The organism is Candidatus Pantoea rara, from assembly GCF_051136265.1.
GTDB lineage: Bacteria > Pseudomonadota > Gammaproteobacteria > Enterobacterales > Enterobacteriaceae > Pantoea > Pantoea rara.
Genome location: NZ_CP194942.1, coordinates 3,622,375 through 3,637,215, shown reverse-complemented (window position 1 = coordinate 3,637,215; position 14,841 = coordinate 3,622,375). Strand labels below are relative to the sequence as shown.

12 protein-coding genes are annotated in these 14,841 nt (G+C 56.4%); 6 read left to right on the top strand and 6 right to left on the bottom strand.

Annotation, left to right across the window (positions count from 1 at the left end; genetic code table 11):
- Window positions 1-45: 45 nt before the first annotated feature.
- The 3 genes from ACR8BF_RS17205 to ACR8BF_RS17195 all read right to left on the bottom strand — a co-directional run bounded on the left by ACR8BF_RS17205 (window position 46) and on the right by ACR8BF_RS17195 (window position 3,203).
- Window positions 46-912 (bottom strand): nucleoside-specific channel-forming protein Tsx, encoded by an 867-nt coding sequence (locus tag ACR8BF_RS17205; protein WP_179897277.1) that lies wholly within the window; start codon window positions 910-912, stop codon window positions 46-48.
- 279 nt (window positions 913-1,191) lie between these two features.
- Window positions 1,192-2,547: a sensor histidine kinase gene (locus ACR8BF_RS17200; protein WP_179897279.1), complete on the bottom strand. Its 1,356-nt coding sequence runs from the start codon at window positions 2,545-2,547 to the stop codon at window positions 1,192-1,194.
- Window positions 2,544-3,203: a response regulator gene (locus ACR8BF_RS17195; RefSeq protein ID WP_003855687.1), complete on the bottom strand. Its 660-nt coding sequence runs from the start codon at window positions 3,201-3,203 to the stop codon at window positions 2,544-2,546. The genes ACR8BF_RS17200 and ACR8BF_RS17195 overlap by 4 nt, the downstream gene beginning before the upstream one ends.
- Window positions 3,204-3,546: 343 nt before the next feature.
- On the opposite strand from ACR8BF_RS17195, the gene ACR8BF_RS17190 reads away from it, so the two are divergent.
- The 3 genes from ACR8BF_RS17190 to ACR8BF_RS17180 all read left to right on the top strand — a co-directional run bounded on the left by ACR8BF_RS17190 (window position 3,547) and on the right by ACR8BF_RS17180 (window position 6,256).
- Window positions 3,547-3,915, top strand: coding sequence for a helix-turn-helix domain-containing protein (locus ACR8BF_RS17190; protein ID WP_009092546.1), 369 nt, complete (start codon window positions 3,547-3,549; stop codon window positions 3,913-3,915).
- Between the two features lie 128 nt (window positions 3,916-4,043).
- Window positions 4,044-4,940 carry a LysR family transcriptional regulator gene (locus ACR8BF_RS17185; protein WP_434745323.1) on the top strand — a complete coding sequence of 299 codons (897 nt, stop codon included), beginning with the start codon at window positions 4,044-4,046 and terminating at the stop codon, window positions 4,938-4,940.
- Between the two features lie 110 nt (window positions 4,941-5,050).
- Window positions 5,051-6,256, top strand: a complete 1,206-nt coding sequence (locus ACR8BF_RS17180) for an MFS transporter (RefSeq protein ID WP_434745322.1) — start codon at window positions 5,051-5,053, stop codon at window positions 6,254-6,256.
- A 55-nt stretch (window positions 6,257-6,311) separates the two neighbouring features.
- Here ACR8BF_RS17180 and ACR8BF_RS17175 read toward each other — a convergent pair whose 3' ends face one another.
- Entirely contained in the window at window positions 6,312-8,702 is a 2,391-nt protein-coding gene (locus tag ACR8BF_RS17175; protein WP_179897287.1) for a glucose/quinate/shikimate family membrane-bound PQQ-dependent dehydrogenase, read from the bottom strand.
- Between the two features lie 275 nt (window positions 8,703-8,977).
- Complete coding sequence (locus ACR8BF_RS17170) at window positions 8,978-9,577, bottom strand: hypothetical protein (protein ID WP_255434204.1); 600 nt, start codon at window positions 9,575-9,577, stop codon at window positions 8,978-8,980.
- Window positions 9,578-9,976: 399 nt separating this feature from the next.
- Between ACR8BF_RS17170 and ACR8BF_RS17165 the strand changes: the two genes are divergently transcribed.
- Entirely contained in the window at window positions 9,977-11,218 is a 1,242-nt protein-coding gene (locus ACR8BF_RS17165; RefSeq protein WP_313697781.1) for an MFS transporter, read from the top strand.
- 126 nt (window positions 11,219-11,344) lie between these two features.
- On the opposite strand, the gene ACR8BF_RS17160 is transcribed toward ACR8BF_RS17165, so the two are convergent.
- The gene (locus ACR8BF_RS17160; RefSeq protein ID WP_105099493.1) at window positions 11,345-12,502 is read right to left on the bottom strand and encodes a Gfo/Idh/MocA family protein; all 1,158 of its coding nucleotides are present in this window, start codon (window positions 12,500-12,502) and stop codon (window positions 11,345-11,347) included.
- A 270-nt stretch (window positions 12,503-12,772) separates the two neighbouring features.
- On the opposite strand from ACR8BF_RS17160, the gene ACR8BF_RS17155 reads away from it, so the two are divergent.
- Window positions 12,773-13,657 (top strand): BadF/BadG/BcrA/BcrD ATPase family protein, encoded by an 885-nt coding sequence (locus ACR8BF_RS17155; RefSeq protein ID WP_314984893.1) that lies wholly within the window; start codon window positions 12,773-12,775, stop codon window positions 13,655-13,657.
- A 40-nt stretch (window positions 13,658-13,697) separates the two neighbouring features.
- On the top strand, window positions 13,698-14,816 hold the full coding sequence (locus tag ACR8BF_RS17150; protein ID WP_179897300.1) for an ROK family transcriptional regulator: 1,119 nt from the start codon (window positions 13,698-13,700) through the stop codon (window positions 14,814-14,816).
- Window positions 14,817-14,841: the final 25 nt, after the last annotated feature.

The window sequence follows — 14,841 nt, the reverse complement described above, 5'->3', positions numbered from 1 at the left end:
CGACCCGTTTTAATCAGCGGCGGCTATTCAGGCCGCCGCGCGTGATCAGAAATTATAACCCGCCACCAGGTAGTAACCCCACCCAGTTGATTTCACTTCAAACGGCCCTCTGCCGAAGTTCAGCTCCTGACCGTCCGCCCACTGTCCGCCATTGTGGAAGTAACGCGCTACCGCAGAGAAGTGCCAGTGATCGTAACCCAGTGACAGAATATGGCTGGAGGCAATAGAGTTGCTGGTACGTGATGAACCGCCTTTATCGCGGAGATCAGAACCCCAGTCAAAGTTAGTGAAGCCCACATAGCCCAGATTACCGCCCCACAGCGTGGTAATTGGCACGAAGTATTTCACCTTGAAGCGATAGCCGTCCCAGCTGTTTTCGTTCGCCGCACCGTAGTTTTCCCACTGATATTTTGCGTAGACGTTAAGCGACAGGCCGACATCACTGTGCGTATCGATATCGGTGCCCAGACCCATGTACCAGGTGTTCTGGCGGTTGTCGCTGTTGCGGCCCATGTCGTAGATGTAGTTGTTGGCGAAATACCACTCTTTGAATGGGCCGAAGGCCAGGCTGGTGCCGGTCAGTTTGTCGATAGAGAAGCGCGGTTCAATTTCCATAAACATCGGTGAACCGTGATCAAAAATACCGTTGGCGTTGCTGTTGCCTGCGCCGAAGAAGTTGGTCAGGTCGAGGTAGCCATAAAAATCGAACCAGTCCTTCTTCGCAAATGCTTCATATTCCAGATAAACGTCGTTGTTAAACTGCGGTCCGAAACGCGTGTGATAGCTGCCTACCACGTTAACGCTCTGATGCCACCAGTCGGAGACATACTGCGGATCGCTTTCAGCGGCCTGCGCAGCACCACTCAATGAACATGCCAGCACGGCACCTGCTATCAACGTTTTAAATTTCATTATTATCAGCCACATGCTTTTGACCGCCGCACAGCAGACGCAGTCAGAGAGAAATCGGTCCCTTGATGGGAATGAGGGTTTCACAGCAAATAACAGCCCGTTCTTCAGCCCGCGTAGCGTGCCTGTAACAGATCGATAGAAAATAGATTTTGCTCACGTTTGTCAAAAAGTGTTGCATTACAATTCAGCTAAAATGTGATGAGCTTCACAATAAGGGCGTGGATCGAACGGAACCAGGCAACCGTTTACGTTGTCTGGTTCGTGATCAAACGGGCGGGATCAGGGAAGTGTGACGCGAACCTGCAAACCACAAATGGCACCCTGTGGCGTCAGGCAATTGGAAAGGGCGACGTGAATCTGATGTTTCTGTGCGACGTTACGCACAATAGATAATCCCAGCCCACTGCCCTGGGCCTTAACGTCAGGCGAACGGGTAAAACGATCAAAGGCGCGTTCGATAAAGGATTCCGGCATGCCTGGCCCGTTATCAACGATATCAACCACTGTTTTATCGGCTACCCGATGCAATAGCACATCGACCAGGCTGCCTTCCGGCGTGTGCAACATGGCGTTACCAATCAGGTTGTCGAACAGACTTCGCAGCTCGGAACGGCTGGCCTGCAGACGATACTGTGTAGAGCCATTAAAACCGATATCGATGCCGCGTTTATCTGCCACCACCATCAGCTGCTCAATGCTCTCTTTCAGCAGATCTTCCAGGTCAATATGCTCAACGCTGGCGACTACGCTCTGGTCATCCTGGCGTGAAACATTGAGTAACTGCGTGACCAGATGCCGGGTACGGGTGACGCCCGCTTCCAGCTGGCTGAACTGCCGGCTCGCTTCACCCGGCTGAATATGCTGACGCAGGTTTTCCAGCTGCAACGTCACCGCCGTTACCGGCGTGCGCAACTCATGCGCGGCATCTTCCAGGAACTGACGCTGTGACGACCAGGCTTCCCGCAGCTTACTCAGCAGCGAGTTGTAGGCGGCCACCAGCGGCAGGATCTCATCCGGCAAACCCTCCGGTGAGACATTGTGTGGATGATGTGTTTCCTGCGCCGCGATCTGGCGCGAAGCGACCTGCAGATCCCGGGTGATCTTGCGCACCACCAGCCAGATCACCAGTAGCGACAGCGGCATCATCAGGATCAATGGAATGATCGCCGACAGTGCCCGCTTGACCATCAACGCCTTCATATAGCTGAGGTTGTGCATCACCTGAATGGTTTTAATCTCACTGCCAGGCAAGCCGGGCCGGGTGTAAATGCGCCATTCACAGTCGTCGCACTGACCGATATGCACGTCGCGATAGCCACGCTGGTTTTGCAGCGGGGCCTGAAGCTCCGGCCATGAGCTGGCCCGCAACTGACCCCGATCGTCCCAAAGCTGAACCACAAAAGCGCTTTTCGCCTTGTCAGGTGCAATGAGCATGGGCATCAGGGCGGGCATCTGTTTATTGGTGGACCAGGCATCCGCGATTTTCGCCAGCTGATCGTCCTTCATGGTGCCGACCATATCGCCGTAGCAGCTGAAGAAATACCAGGTGACGCCGCCGATCATCAGCAGATGAATAATCAGCAGCGTAGAGAGTAATTTGTTGCGCAGTGAGCGCATAAAGCGAAAAGGTTTCATATTGCCGGCACCCGCCAGCCCAGCCCGCGTACGTTGCGGATCACGTCGTTATCCAGCTTGCGGCGCATGCCGTGGATCAGCACATCCACCGCGTTGCTGCTGACTTCATCGCCCCAGCCATAGATGCGGTTTTCCAGCTGCTCGCGTGACAGAATCGCGCCCGGCCGCTCCAGCAGGGCGTAGAGCAGGGCATATTCGCGCGCCGTAAGCTGCTCGCGCTGGCCTTTGTAGAGCACTTCACGGGTCATCATATCCAGCTGCACATCACCGCTGCCCAGCACGGAATCTGCCGCGCCGTGGCTGCGTCGGGTGATGGCGCGCATCCGGGCCATGACTTCCTGTAAATCGAACGGTTTAAGCAGGTAATCGTCTGCGCCGCTGTCGAGTCCCTGAATACGCTGTGCCACCGTGTCGCGTGCGGTCAGAATCAGCACCGGGGTGGCGTCGCCGCGCCCGCGCGCCCGGCGGAGAACCTGCAGGCCATCATCGCGCGGTAAGCCGAGATCGAGCAGCACGCAACTGTAGCCGCCTTCGCTCCATGCATTCTGGGCATAGACGCCATCACGTACCCAATCCACAGACCAGCCCGCGCCCTGCAGTGCCTGCTGCAGGTTCGCGCCGATCATTTCATCATCTTCAACCAGTAACACGCGCATGGCTGATCTCCTTCATAAAGATGGGGGAGAGTTTACTCACCAATTGTTAGGCCAGAATTATCCTTCCGCCTTCATACTTCGCACTGTAGCGGCGTTGGCTGCGACTTACCGCCCAGGTCACTGACTAATGTCAGCTCTCAGGGACGGCTGCGTCTGGCCGCCTTGCTACAGCACCACAGCACGCATTATTTTGGCAGTCTGCCGTCCTCAACGTTTTGCTGAAGCGGCGTCTGCCGCGCCCGTTTCAGCCCTTGCTAATTCTGCGCTAATTTTCTGCTAATTAAGGGATAAATTTTAGCGGGTAGAGTGACTCCACTGCACATCAGCATCAACAGGAGAAACCATGAATCAGCGCGAGTTTATTCGGAGTTTGCTGGACTGGATTGAGAACAACTTAGGACACGATCTGCATCTGGATGAGGTGGCGCGCCGCTCGGGCTATTCGCGCTGGCATCTTCAACGCCTGTTCCGCCAGCACACCGGCTTTTCACTGGCAGAATATATCCGTCAGCGTCGCTTAACCGAGTCTGCGCTCACGTTGCTGAGCAGCAACGAAGCGATACTGCAGGTGGCGATGAACTACGGTTTCGATACTCAGCAGGCCTACACCCGTACCTTTAAAAACTACTTTATGGTGACGCCTGGCCAGTTGCGGCGTCAGCGTCGCGTTGAGCCGGATCGGCTGCTGTTCCCGCTGGCGATGGCCAGCTGATGCCTGATAAGACCTTCCCGTCACAGCATACAGAGGGGAAGGTCGGCCCGTACGATCCTCCTTTACTTCGCCCCGCCCGAACGTGATAGTTTGTTGCCAGCATCTCTTTACTGTCGGAGTCGGGAAACATGGAAAACGGCGCGAATTTAACCGCCATGCTGGTGTTTGCCCGGGTTGTGGAATTACAGAGTTTCAGTGAGGCCGCTCGCGCACTCGGCTGGTCCAAATCCCATGTCAGCCGGGAGATCGCTCGTCTGGAGTTGCGGCTCGGTATCCGGCTGCTGCAGCGTACCACCCGGCGGCTGGCACTGACTGAGCAGGGGCAGGCGTACTATCCCTACTGTGTGCGGATGCTGGCTGAAGTCCAGCGCGCAGAAGCGTTCGTGCAGCAGCTGCATCAGCAGCCCACAGGCCAAATCCGGCTACAGGCGCCCGTCACGTTCGGCTGCCAGTGTGTGGTTCCCGTTCTGAATCGTTTTCTGCACCGCCACCTGCATATCAACGTCGATCTCGATCTGACCGATCGCAATCACGATCGGCTGGACGATCAGGTGGATCTGGCGATTGTGATCCGATCCCGCTCGCCGCAGCAGGGCAATTTTCGGGTACTGAGTGATATCGAGTGGAGGCTCTATGCCGCGCCCGCCTACCTGACGCAGCGAGCTGCCATCACCCATCCTGAGATGCTACCGCGCCACGACCTGCTGATGTTTCATGGTCCGGCACACACCGCCGCGCTGCCGTTCCGCCGTGATAAACAGCGTCTGGCGCTGGACGTGCGCAGTCGTTTCCGGGCTAACAACAGCATGGCGCTGCTTAATGCGGCACTGGCGGGAAGTGGCATCGCCTATCTGCCCTCCTACATGGCGCAGGAGGCAGTGGCGCGTGGAGATATTCAGCAACTGCTGCCGGAGTGGCAGATGGATCGACTGCAAAGCTATCTGCTGCTGCACGACACGCCTGAACCGGCGTCGCCGGTGACGCTGTTGTGCGATGCCTTGGTTGCGGCGCTGAATACGGGCTGATTGTTGCGTGCTGACAACAATCAGTGCCACAGAGTAACTATTCCACCGCGACTGTTGTTACTCCGCTGCTCCGGTTAGCCTGTATCCCTGATCATTCAATGGATACCCTCATGCAACCATCACCCGAAACGGCAGCGTTTCAGCACTGGCGACGTAACTTAGCGGTCTGCGTCGTCGGCTCTTTTACCACTATCGTAGCGATGACATTGCTGCTGCCGTTTCTGCCGCTCTATGTTCAGCAACTCGGTGTTGAGCAGCCTGCCGCCATCGCGCGCTGGTCAGGTCTGGCCTACGGCGCGACCTTTTTCAGCGCCGCGCTGACTGCGCCGCTGTGGGGCAGGCTGGCTGATCGCTATGGTCGTAAGCTGATGCTGATCCGGGCCAGTCTCGGGATGGCGATTGCGATGTCGCTGATTGGCATGGCGACCGCGCCCTGGCAGCTGGTGGCGCTGCGCCTGCTGGCGGGGCTGCTGGGCGGCTACGCGTCGGGATCGACCATTCTGGTGGCGGCGCAGACGCCAAAAGCGCAGACCGGCTGGGCGCTGGGCGTATTGTCCTCCGGCATTATGGCAGGCAACGTGGTCGGGCCGCTGCTGGGAGGAGTGTTACCGCCGCTGATCGGTATTCGCCAGACGTTCTGGCTGACCGGTGCAGTGATTTTTCTCGCCTTCCTCGCCACGACCTTTTTACTTAAAGAACAACCCCGTGCTGCCGCGATGTCACGCACAAGCCAGCAACAGCAGCCTGCAGACCCGCCTGTTAATCACAGACTGGTGCGGCTGATGTGGCTCTCGGGCATGTTACTGATCTTCGCCAGCATGTCGATTGAGCCGATTATCACGCTTTACGTGAGCGAGTTTGTGCAGGGTAACCATCAGATCACCCTGATATCCGGGCTGGTGATGTCCGCAGCAGCGCTGGGCACTGTGCTTGCCGGGCCACGACTGGGTCGTCTGGCCGATCGGGTGGGGCACTGGCGTGTGCTGACCGGCGGATTACTGATGAGCGGACTGCTGCTGATTCCGCAGGCGTTTATCACGGCGGCCTGGCAACTGGTGCTGCTGCGCTTTCTGATGGGGATGGCGCTGGGCGGATTGATGCCCTGTATCACGGCGATTATTCGTCATAATGTGCCAACCTCACAGGTAGGGCGGATGCTGGGATATTCGACCTCAGCACAATATATCGGTCAGGTCAGCGGCCCGCTGTTCGGTGGACTGGTGGGCGGTGCGTTCGGGATGCGACCGGTGTTTCTGGCAACGTGCGCGGTGATGCTATTTTGCGCCTGGCTGAACTGGCGCGAAATGAAAAAATAGCGCGATCAAAAAAGGCGGACCGGAGTCCGCCTTAGTTTATTCACAACTGCGTGAATTACTTCTGGTCTGGCAGCGCGTAGGCAATGACATAATCGCCCAGCTTAGTGCCAAACGAGCCGTGACCACCTGCCGCAATGACAACGTACTGCTTGCCATCTACTTCATAGGTCATTGGCGTCGCCTGGCCGCCCGCTGGCAGACGTGCCTGCCACAACAGCTCGCCGGTATCGGTGCTGAAAGCACGCAGGTAGTTATCTGCGGTCGCTCCAATGAAGAATACCTTGCCCGCGGTGGTGATAGGACCACCCAGCATCGGCATACCCATTTTGAACGGCAGTGGAACCGGTGCGCTATCGCGAACGGTACCGATACGCTGTTTCCACACCACATCGTTGGTCTTCAGATCCACCGCGGAGATATAACCCCAGGCAGGCTGTTTACATGGCAGACCAAACGGTGACAGGAACGGATTCAGCTCAACGCCATACGGCACGCCATACTGTGGCTGAATACCGGTTTCCGTACCTGAACCTCCCTCAGCGCCCTTCGGCGGCTCAATCGGATTGCCCGGGCCGCGTGGAACCAGCTTAGAGACAAACGGCAGCGCCATTGGGTTAGCAATCGCGATCTGACGATGTGGATCGACTGCGATGCCGCCCCATTCGAACATACCGAGGTTACCCGGGAACACCAGCGTACCCTGCTCAGATGGCGGGGTGAACGGACCTTCATAGCGCAGACGCTTGAAGATCACGCGGCACACCAGCTGGTCGAACATCGTCGCGCCCCACATATCCTTGTCCGTCAGGTTCTGTTTCGGACGGAAGGTCAGCTCAGAGTAGGGCTGAGTGGCGGCAACGTGGTCGCCTTTAGCGGCGCCCTGTGGCACCGGTGTTTCTGGCGCGGGGACGACTGGCTTGCCGGTGCGGCGATCCAGGACAAAGATGTTGCCGGTTTTCGCTGGCGCGTAAACAACCGGTACGGTGTTGCCATCTTTATCGGTGATGTCAGCCAGCGTCGGCTGCGACGGCAGATCCATATCCCACAGGTCGTGATGCACCGTCTGATAAGACCAGACCAGCTTACCGGTGGTGGCGTTCAGGGCCAGTACGCTGCTCGCATAGCGTTCCTGCTCTGGTGTGCGGTTACCGCCCCAGATATCCGGTGTGGTCACGCCCATTGGCAGATAAACGGTATCCAGTTTCGGATCGTAAACTGCCGGTGCCCATGAATTCGGTGAGTTCATGGTGAAGGTGTGTTCATCAGCCGGAATGGCATTCGGGTCTTTCGCGCCGGGATCAAACACCCACAGCAGTTTGCCGGTATTCACATCAAAACCACGAATGACGCCTGATGGCTCGCGGGTTGAGAAGTTATCGGTTACCGCTCCCGCCATCACGATGGTGGTGTTGGTAATGATTGGCGGAGAGGTCGGCTCATACATACCTGCAGTCGTAACAGGCTGTTTGTGTTGCAGATCCAGCTCGCCGTTGACGCCAAATGACGGGCAGCGTTCGCCGGTCTCTGCGTCCAGCGCAAACAGACGGCCATCGTTGACAGGCAGATAGATACGGCGTGAGCAGAGAGCTGGCTGAGTGTTCGCTGCATCGGCTGCTGCCGGCACTTCGTGGTAAGAAACACCGCGACAGGTCACGTGCTGGAAGGTCGGGTTAACCTTCATGCCCGGATCAAATTTCCACTTCTGCTTACCGGTAGCCGCATCCAGCGCAAACAGAATCTGATGTGGCGAACAGAGGTAAAGCGTGTCGCGGATTTTAATTGGGGTAACTTCGTCGGTGATTTCACCTGGATCGTTAGGGGTTTTCATGTCGCCAGTCTGGAACTGCCAGGCAACCTGCAACTCTTTCACGTTCTGGTGGTTAATCTGCTTCAGCGGCGAGAAACGGGTTCCCTGCTGATCGCGCGCATAAGCGGGCCAGTCAGCATCCGGGATGTTGCTCAGCGGTGCAGCCTGCGGGGCGTTGTCAGCGGTTTCTGGTACAGAGCCGTTAATGACCTGCGGATCGTTGAATACCGCATAGGCCAGCACGATGGCACTGGCAATCAGCGCCACAGCCAGGGTACCCAGCGCGGCTTTGCTGCCCGCGTTGAAGCTGCGATAAACAAACGGCAGGATCAGCCAGACACCGAAGATCACCAGCACATCGGTGCGCGGTGCCAGTGCCCAGAAGTCGGTACCGACTTCCCACACACCCCAGATCAGGGTGCCGATCAGCAGCAGCGCATAGAGAACCAGTGCGGTGCTTTTACGACGGGAAAGCAGATAAGCGGTGATCAGCATCACCACACCGCCAAAGACGTAATACCAGGAACCACCAATGGCGGCTAACCAGCCACCGCCAATGAGCATAAACGCGCCCGTCAGCACTGCGAACAGCACTGTCAGGAAACGAATTACGCCAAAAGATGAGGAGTTTTTCCCCATAATATCGACCTCGTTTCGTTGCCATAAAACACACGAAAACAACCAGATAGGCTGTTTCCAGTTATCAAGTACAAATGATTAGGGTGTTCTTCAATATCTCTTCCGTTAAGACAGACGATCCCTTTGTGTTAAATGTTATAGCAAAATTAGATCGAGGTTTGATTTTTTTGGCTTAAACCGCTTAACAACTGTAGTAATACGACATTTTATGGGGGATTAAAGGACGTTAAGCGCACCGCCGTGTGCCCTTAACGCCGGAAGGCAGGATTTGTGAATCAGCAGCTAATAAGATCGCCGTCCGAGCGTTGCTGTTGCCAGCCGCTGATATTTATCTCAGCAAACTGCTCAGTGGTTAAAGGCGGCGTATGACTTCGCACAATGACCTCTGCACCTTTTTCACGAAATGTCGCCATAAAAAAGGGAAAAGTAAATTTTTCATAATTATCATTAAAGAACGATTCGGTTAAAACTATCCCTGAAAAAGGAAAGGACTCCAGCAGTCGCCAGTCCGCACCTGGCGGCGCAAAATCATAAAGCCAGAAATCAAATTTCTTTGTTAATTCAAGCAGTGACGCACTATGTGCAGCTAAGCTTGAATAGTTAATCCCAATCCGGATGCGGTCATTCTGTAAATGCTTATAGGCATCAGGAACCGCGATCATTCCCCGTAATCGAATATCTTCAACCGGAACAATCATTAATGCTGCTTCATTAGCAATTTGATTGTGTAATGAAATAATGTTGTTTGTATTAAGTATATTGCCGCTGTCCTGGTTTTGCGGAAGATAAGGCACGCTATAGCAAATGCCAGTGACATTACGCTTAACGTGATGGATAGGTTCAGTAACATAGGGGTTATATAAACTGTTTTTCATTATCTCTATGAAATGCAATAAAAAGGATATTTTGATAATTAAGCATATAAAAAGTCGCATTTTTTTAAACGCGTGAATAAATATAGATCACATGCTTAATCCAAATCATCCTTTTGTTACCTGAGAAAGTAAATAAACCTGGTAGCAAACAGATGATAATTCCTTTGGCGTCTGATGATGTGCTGCAATATATTCAATAGCAGGGACAAATAGGCGGGTAATAATCAGGAGAGGGCTGATATGCCTTTGCCGGAGCGGGACGCAGTGCATTGCGCAGGGAGGCAGGGCTGGAGCCGCACGCTTCCTGGTCTCAGCCAGTCTGTTAACCCGGCGTCGTCAAAACCACACCAATAACACCGCGCAACGACGCGGGTTTCCTCACCTGATTTGGGATAAGACATGGGATTTATGGCATCCGCGGCTGAAGAGTCGCTGTGGCGACATCGGACATTTGTCGCCTTCTGGCTGGCGCGTACCTGTTCATCGTTTGGTTTTCAGATGTTCTCGGTGGCGATCAGCTGGCAGATCTATGCGCTGACCAACAGCGCAATGGCGTTAGGGATGATTGGCCTGATGCAATTTCTGCCGTCGGTGTTGCTGGCGTTACCCGCCGGTCATCTGGCGGATCAATATGACCGGCGGCGCATTGTGCTGTTGGGTCAGCTGGTGGAATTTGCGGCACTGGTAGCATTAGTGGTGCTTACCTTATTCCAGACCGTTGATAAAACTGCGCTTTGGGGGCTGGTATTTATGATTGCGGTGGCGAAGGCGCTGGAGTGGCCTGCAATGTCCTCGATGTTGCCGTCGCTGGTGCCGCCTTCGATCCTGGCGCGCGCCATGGCAATGAACTCCGTGGGTGGACAGGCGGCGGTGATTGTCGGGCCGACGATTGGCGGTTTACTTTATGTCGCCGGACCGCATGTGGTGTATGGCGTTTCCGGGGTGTTTTATCTGATTTCACTGACGCTGGTGAGTCTGCTGCGTTATGAGCATCCGGTTCAGAGCCGCCTGCCGATGAATATGAAGAATCTTTTTGCCGGGATTCACTTCATTCGTGAACGCAAAGATGTGCTTGGGGTGATTTCGCTCGATCTGTTTGCAGTATTGCTGGGCGGGGCGACGGCGCTGCTGCCGATTTTTGCCAAAGATATTCTGCATACCGGGCCGTGGGGATTGGGGATGTTACGTGGCGCGCCGTCGGTCGGGGCGTTGCTGGTGGGTATCTGGCTGAGCCGTCACAAACTGGAAAAGCATGTCGGGATGATTATGTTTGGCTCGGTGGCAGGATTTGGCGCTGCCACATTGGTGTTCGCGCTTTCCACGCAATTGTGGCTGTCGCTGATTGCTCTCTGTGCGCTGGGTGGTTTTGATATGGTCAGTATGGTGATCCGGGGCGCGCTGGTGCAGCTGGATACGCCAGATACCATGCGCGGGCGAGTGAATGCGGTTAACGCGATATTTATTAATACATCAAATCAGCTGGGCGAGTTTGAGTCCGGGTTGCTGGCGGCCTGGTTCGGTGCCGCCCCGGCGGCGGCGATTGGCGGCATCGGTACACTGGTTGTGGTGGCGTTGTGGATGAAATTGTTTCCGCATCTGCGGCGGCGTCAGAAGCTGGAGAATGAGGTTAATGGGAGTTGAGGCGCTGGCTGAGCGAGCCAGCATCAATAGAGAAACTGGCCCGAAGGCCAGTACAGGAAGTTACCAGTCGTACTGCCATTTCAATCCCGGGGTCGGCGGGGGAGGTCGACCCGCAGGCTGGGGCTATCAGGCCCCGGTTTTTCCCAGGTTGGCGTCAAATGTTAGCCAGCTTTCACGCATGTCCACTACGCTGCGGGTTTTGCGCGCCTCATCGATTTTTATGGCGGTGAGGCCCGCTTCCAGCGCGTCCACGACTGAAACTTTCAGCGGTGTTCCCTGTTTAATATGTTTAACAATCTCTTCTGCCATCAGCGCATCTGCGCCGTAGTGGCCATCATAAGCATTGCCGCTGTAGGCGGTATCCACCTCTTTCTCACCACTACGCGCGTTGTGCACGCGGAAGTAGTTTCGTACAAAGTCGCCTTCGGCCATGCCGTCGGTGCCCATGACGCAGAAACGGCGAAACTCATCCGGCACGTTCAGGTTGGCATGGAAGGCGAGTGTCGCGCCGCCTTCGTACTCAATCAGGGCTGTCTGGTAGTCGACAATATCGGCGTCGCTGTCGAAGACGGCATCGGTACTCGACCAGCCGCTGGGTTTTACGTGGTAAAGCTCTGACTCAGCGGTGATGGCACCCTGCGGCGCATGAGCCGGGGTAAAAGATTTACGGCCGCCAAAGCTGGCGACGCGGATTGGGCGCTCCTGCAACAGGCCCTGGTAGAGATCGATGTCGTGGCAGCACTTTTCCAGAATGTAAGGACCGGCATACTTCTCCAGACGTCGCCAGTCGCGCTGGAAGAATGCGCCATGGTAAGGCTTGATATGTTCTGTCGCCTCAATCGAGGTAATTTCGCCCAACTGACCGGCATCGCGTGCCGCCAGCAGATCGTGATAGAGCGGGGAGTAGCGCAGCACCAGGCCGACCAGAATGCGCGCTTCGCCATATTGACGGACCAGCTTCGCCATCTCCATGGTCTGCTCTTCATTGATCACCACCGGCTTTTCGGTAAACACGGTATAACCCGCCGCCAGTGCCTGACCCACATGCTCCAGATGCAGGAAGTTGGGTGAGCCAACCAGTACCACATCCATTCCGCCGTGCTCCAGCAGCGCATCAATGGACGCAAAGGACTGGCCGGGCGCAATGCCAAAGCTGTGCAGATTAGGCAGTCCGGCTGGAGCCGGATCGTAATAACCCACTACCGAGAAGGCGTCGTCGGCTTTGCTGAACTCTTTGATCACGTGGGACAGACGAAAGCCGAGACCGATAATGCCTACTTTCATGTTAAACCCCTGCTCCTGAAATCGGATGATGCCTGGCTCACCTGTGATCGGGCGCGCCTGTTGATAATCTGACCATCAACTTATTACGACAGAAAAACTAATGTCAATAACGCGCTGCGCGTTTTGCGGAGTGTTTTTTATTATCTATATGTAAATTAAATAAAAAGTGTCGATATGTTTTTGCCATATTTATTTGTTATTGCGATTTAAGTTTTTTTATCCTATCGTTCGCTCATTATGGCTATAACCCTTAATCAGGGAAGGAAGCGCGTGCAACCACACTATCTCCTTGGCATTGATGGCGGCGGTACACAGTGTCGCGCGCGGTTAACTGATCTGCAGGGTCGCGTGCTGGCGCAAACCACTGGCGGGCCTGCCAACGTCTGGTCAGACTATGATGCGGCGCTGACCTGCGTCGGGCAGCTGATTGACCGGGTGTTGTCACAGGCGGGATTACCGCAGGAGGCGCTGGCGCAGACCGCGCTGGTTGCCGGATTAGCCGGTGCCAATGTCGCCTCAGTGCAGGCGCGACTCGCCAGCTGGCAGCCTGCCTGCGCGGCGTTACAGGTGGTCAGTGACGTGGAGATCGCCTGTGCGGGCGCCCACGGTGGCTCACCGGGCGCCGTCTTTATCATCGGCACCGGTAGTCAGGGCGCCGCCTGGGATGGCGAACGCTTTACGCTGCTTGGCGGCTGGGGCTTCGCCCTTTCTGATCAGGGATCCGGCGCGGAACTGGGCCGTCGGGCGCTGCGGCTGGCGCTGCTGGCCCAGGAGTCGATTATCCCACCCAGCGCTTTTACGCGGCAGCTGATGGTGCCGTTCGGTGACAGCCCCGAAACGATGCTGCTCTGGACGCGATCAGCGACGCCTGCCGACTGGGCGCGCGTGGTGCCACAGATTTTTGCGGCCGCCGACGCGGGCGATCGTCATGCTCAGGATCTGTTGCATCAGACCGCCACCGATATCGGCCTGATGGTGCGCCGTCTGATTGCGCTGAGCAGTGGACGGGTAGCACTGATGGGTGGCCTGTCCACGCCGATTCAGCGCTGGCTGGACGACGATATTCAGGCCCGGCTGGTGACGCCGCAGGGCGATGCCCTGAGCGGGGCGCTGACACTGGCGCAGCAGTTGACGCCTGTCCGATTACCGATCTGACGCTGGCTGAGTCTCTTCCGCCAGATAATCCGAGGAACTTATGACCGCTCCCAACGTAACCGCACGTATTCTGCGGTTGATTGTTGAACATGCGCCGATCAGCCAGTCAGACCTGAAAGTCCGCAGCGGACTGAGCATGTCGACCGTGTCGCAGGCCACTAATCGCCTGCTGGCGCAGGAGATTGTGCAGGAACTGGGGCTGCGTCGCGTGTCAATGGGCCGGCCTAAAACCCTGCTGGGACTCAATCCCGATCGCGCCAGCGTGATTGGCATTCAGCTCAATGCGGAACGTAATCTGATCGTCATGACCGATCTCAGCGGCAACCTGCTGGGCGAACAGCAGATGCCCAAAGGCACGCTGACACCGCGCCAGCTCGGCGATGCGCTGGCGAAGTTCCTGCGCGGCGTGGAGGAGAAGCGGGTCGGGGCAATTGGGCTGGCGCTGTCGGGTCTGGTTGATGCCGAAAACGGCTACTGCATCCGCTCCAAAGTGCTCGACTGGGACAACGTCCCGATTGCGCGTCTGCTGGAAGAGCGCTTCTCGCTACCGGTGTTTATTGAGAACGACGCCAACGCCATGGCGATGGCGGCGCTGGTGTTTGGTCAGCTCGGCAATGCCCAGTCGGCGGTGATCGCCACCTACGGTAAAGGGATTGGTGCGGGCATCATTCTGAATCGTCAGCTTTATCGTGGTCGTCACGGCAAGGCGGGGGAGATCGGCAACGGGCTGGTGGGCGACGGCTCGCTGCGTCTGCTGGAGGATGTCGCCTCATCGCGCGCCATTCTGCAGCGGCTGGCTGACCAGGAGTCGGTGGAAGGCCTTACGTTGCAGGCGCTGGATCAGCGGCCAACACCCGACGTGCTGGCGGTCCTGCAGGAAGCCGGGCGTGAGCTGGGGATTTCGCTGGCGAACCTGTCGGTGGCTTACGATCCGGATGTAGTCTATCTGGCGATGGAGCCGCACATGGCATCGCGCATTCTGCTCGATCACATCACCCAGAGCTTCCAGGCCTACCGGCTTAAACTGACGCCACACATGACGCCGCTGCAGTTCCTGACAGAATCGAACCGCATGTGGGCGCTGGGCGCGGCGGGTTTTGCCGTCAATCGACTGCTTGATCTGCTCGCGGCACAGGCCGATGAAGAGCCGGTTACCTGAGTGACCTCTCAAATAAAAAAACGGG

Bases quoted from the DNA above. Each gene is read 5' to 3' on its own strand.
- ACR8BF_RS17205 (WP_179897277.1), bottom strand. From the start codon at position 912: ATGAAATTTAAAACGTTGATAGCAGGTGCCGTGCTGGCATGTTCATTG.
- ACR8BF_RS17200 (WP_179897279.1), bottom strand. From the start codon at position 2,547: ATGAAACCTTTTCGCTTTATGCGCTCACTGCGCAACAAATTACTCTCT.
- ACR8BF_RS17195 (WP_003855687.1), bottom strand. From the start codon at position 3,203: ATGCGCGTGTTACTGGTTGAAGATGATGAAATGATCGGCGCGAACCTG.
- ACR8BF_RS17190 (WP_009092546.1), top strand. From the start codon at position 3,547: ATGAATCAGCGCGAGTTTATTCGGAGTTTGCTGGACTGGATTGAGAAC.
- ACR8BF_RS17185 (WP_434745323.1), top strand. From the start codon at position 4,044: ATGGAAAACGGCGCGAATTTAACCGCCATGCTGGTGTTTGCCCGGGTT.
- ACR8BF_RS17180 (WP_434745322.1), top strand. From the start codon at position 5,051: ATGCAACCATCACCCGAAACGGCAGCGTTTCAGCACTGGCGACGTAAC.
- ACR8BF_RS17175 (WP_179897287.1), bottom strand. From the start codon at position 8,702: ATGGGGAAAAACTCCTCATCTTTTGGCGTAATTCGTTTCCTGACAGTG.
- ACR8BF_RS17170 (WP_255434204.1), bottom strand. From the start codon at position 9,577: ATGAAAAACAGTTTATATAACCCCTATGTTACTGAACCTATCCATCAC.
- ACR8BF_RS17165 (WP_313697781.1), top strand. From the start codon at position 9,977: ATGGGATTTATGGCATCCGCGGCTGAAGAGTCGCTGTGGCGACATCGG.
- ACR8BF_RS17160 (WP_105099493.1), bottom strand. From the start codon at position 12,502: ATGAAAGTAGGCATTATCGGTCTCGGCTTTCGTCTGTCCCACGTGATC.
- ACR8BF_RS17150 (WP_179897300.1), top strand. From the start codon at position 13,698: ATGACCGCTCCCAACGTAACCGCACGTATTCTGCGGTTGATTGTTGAA.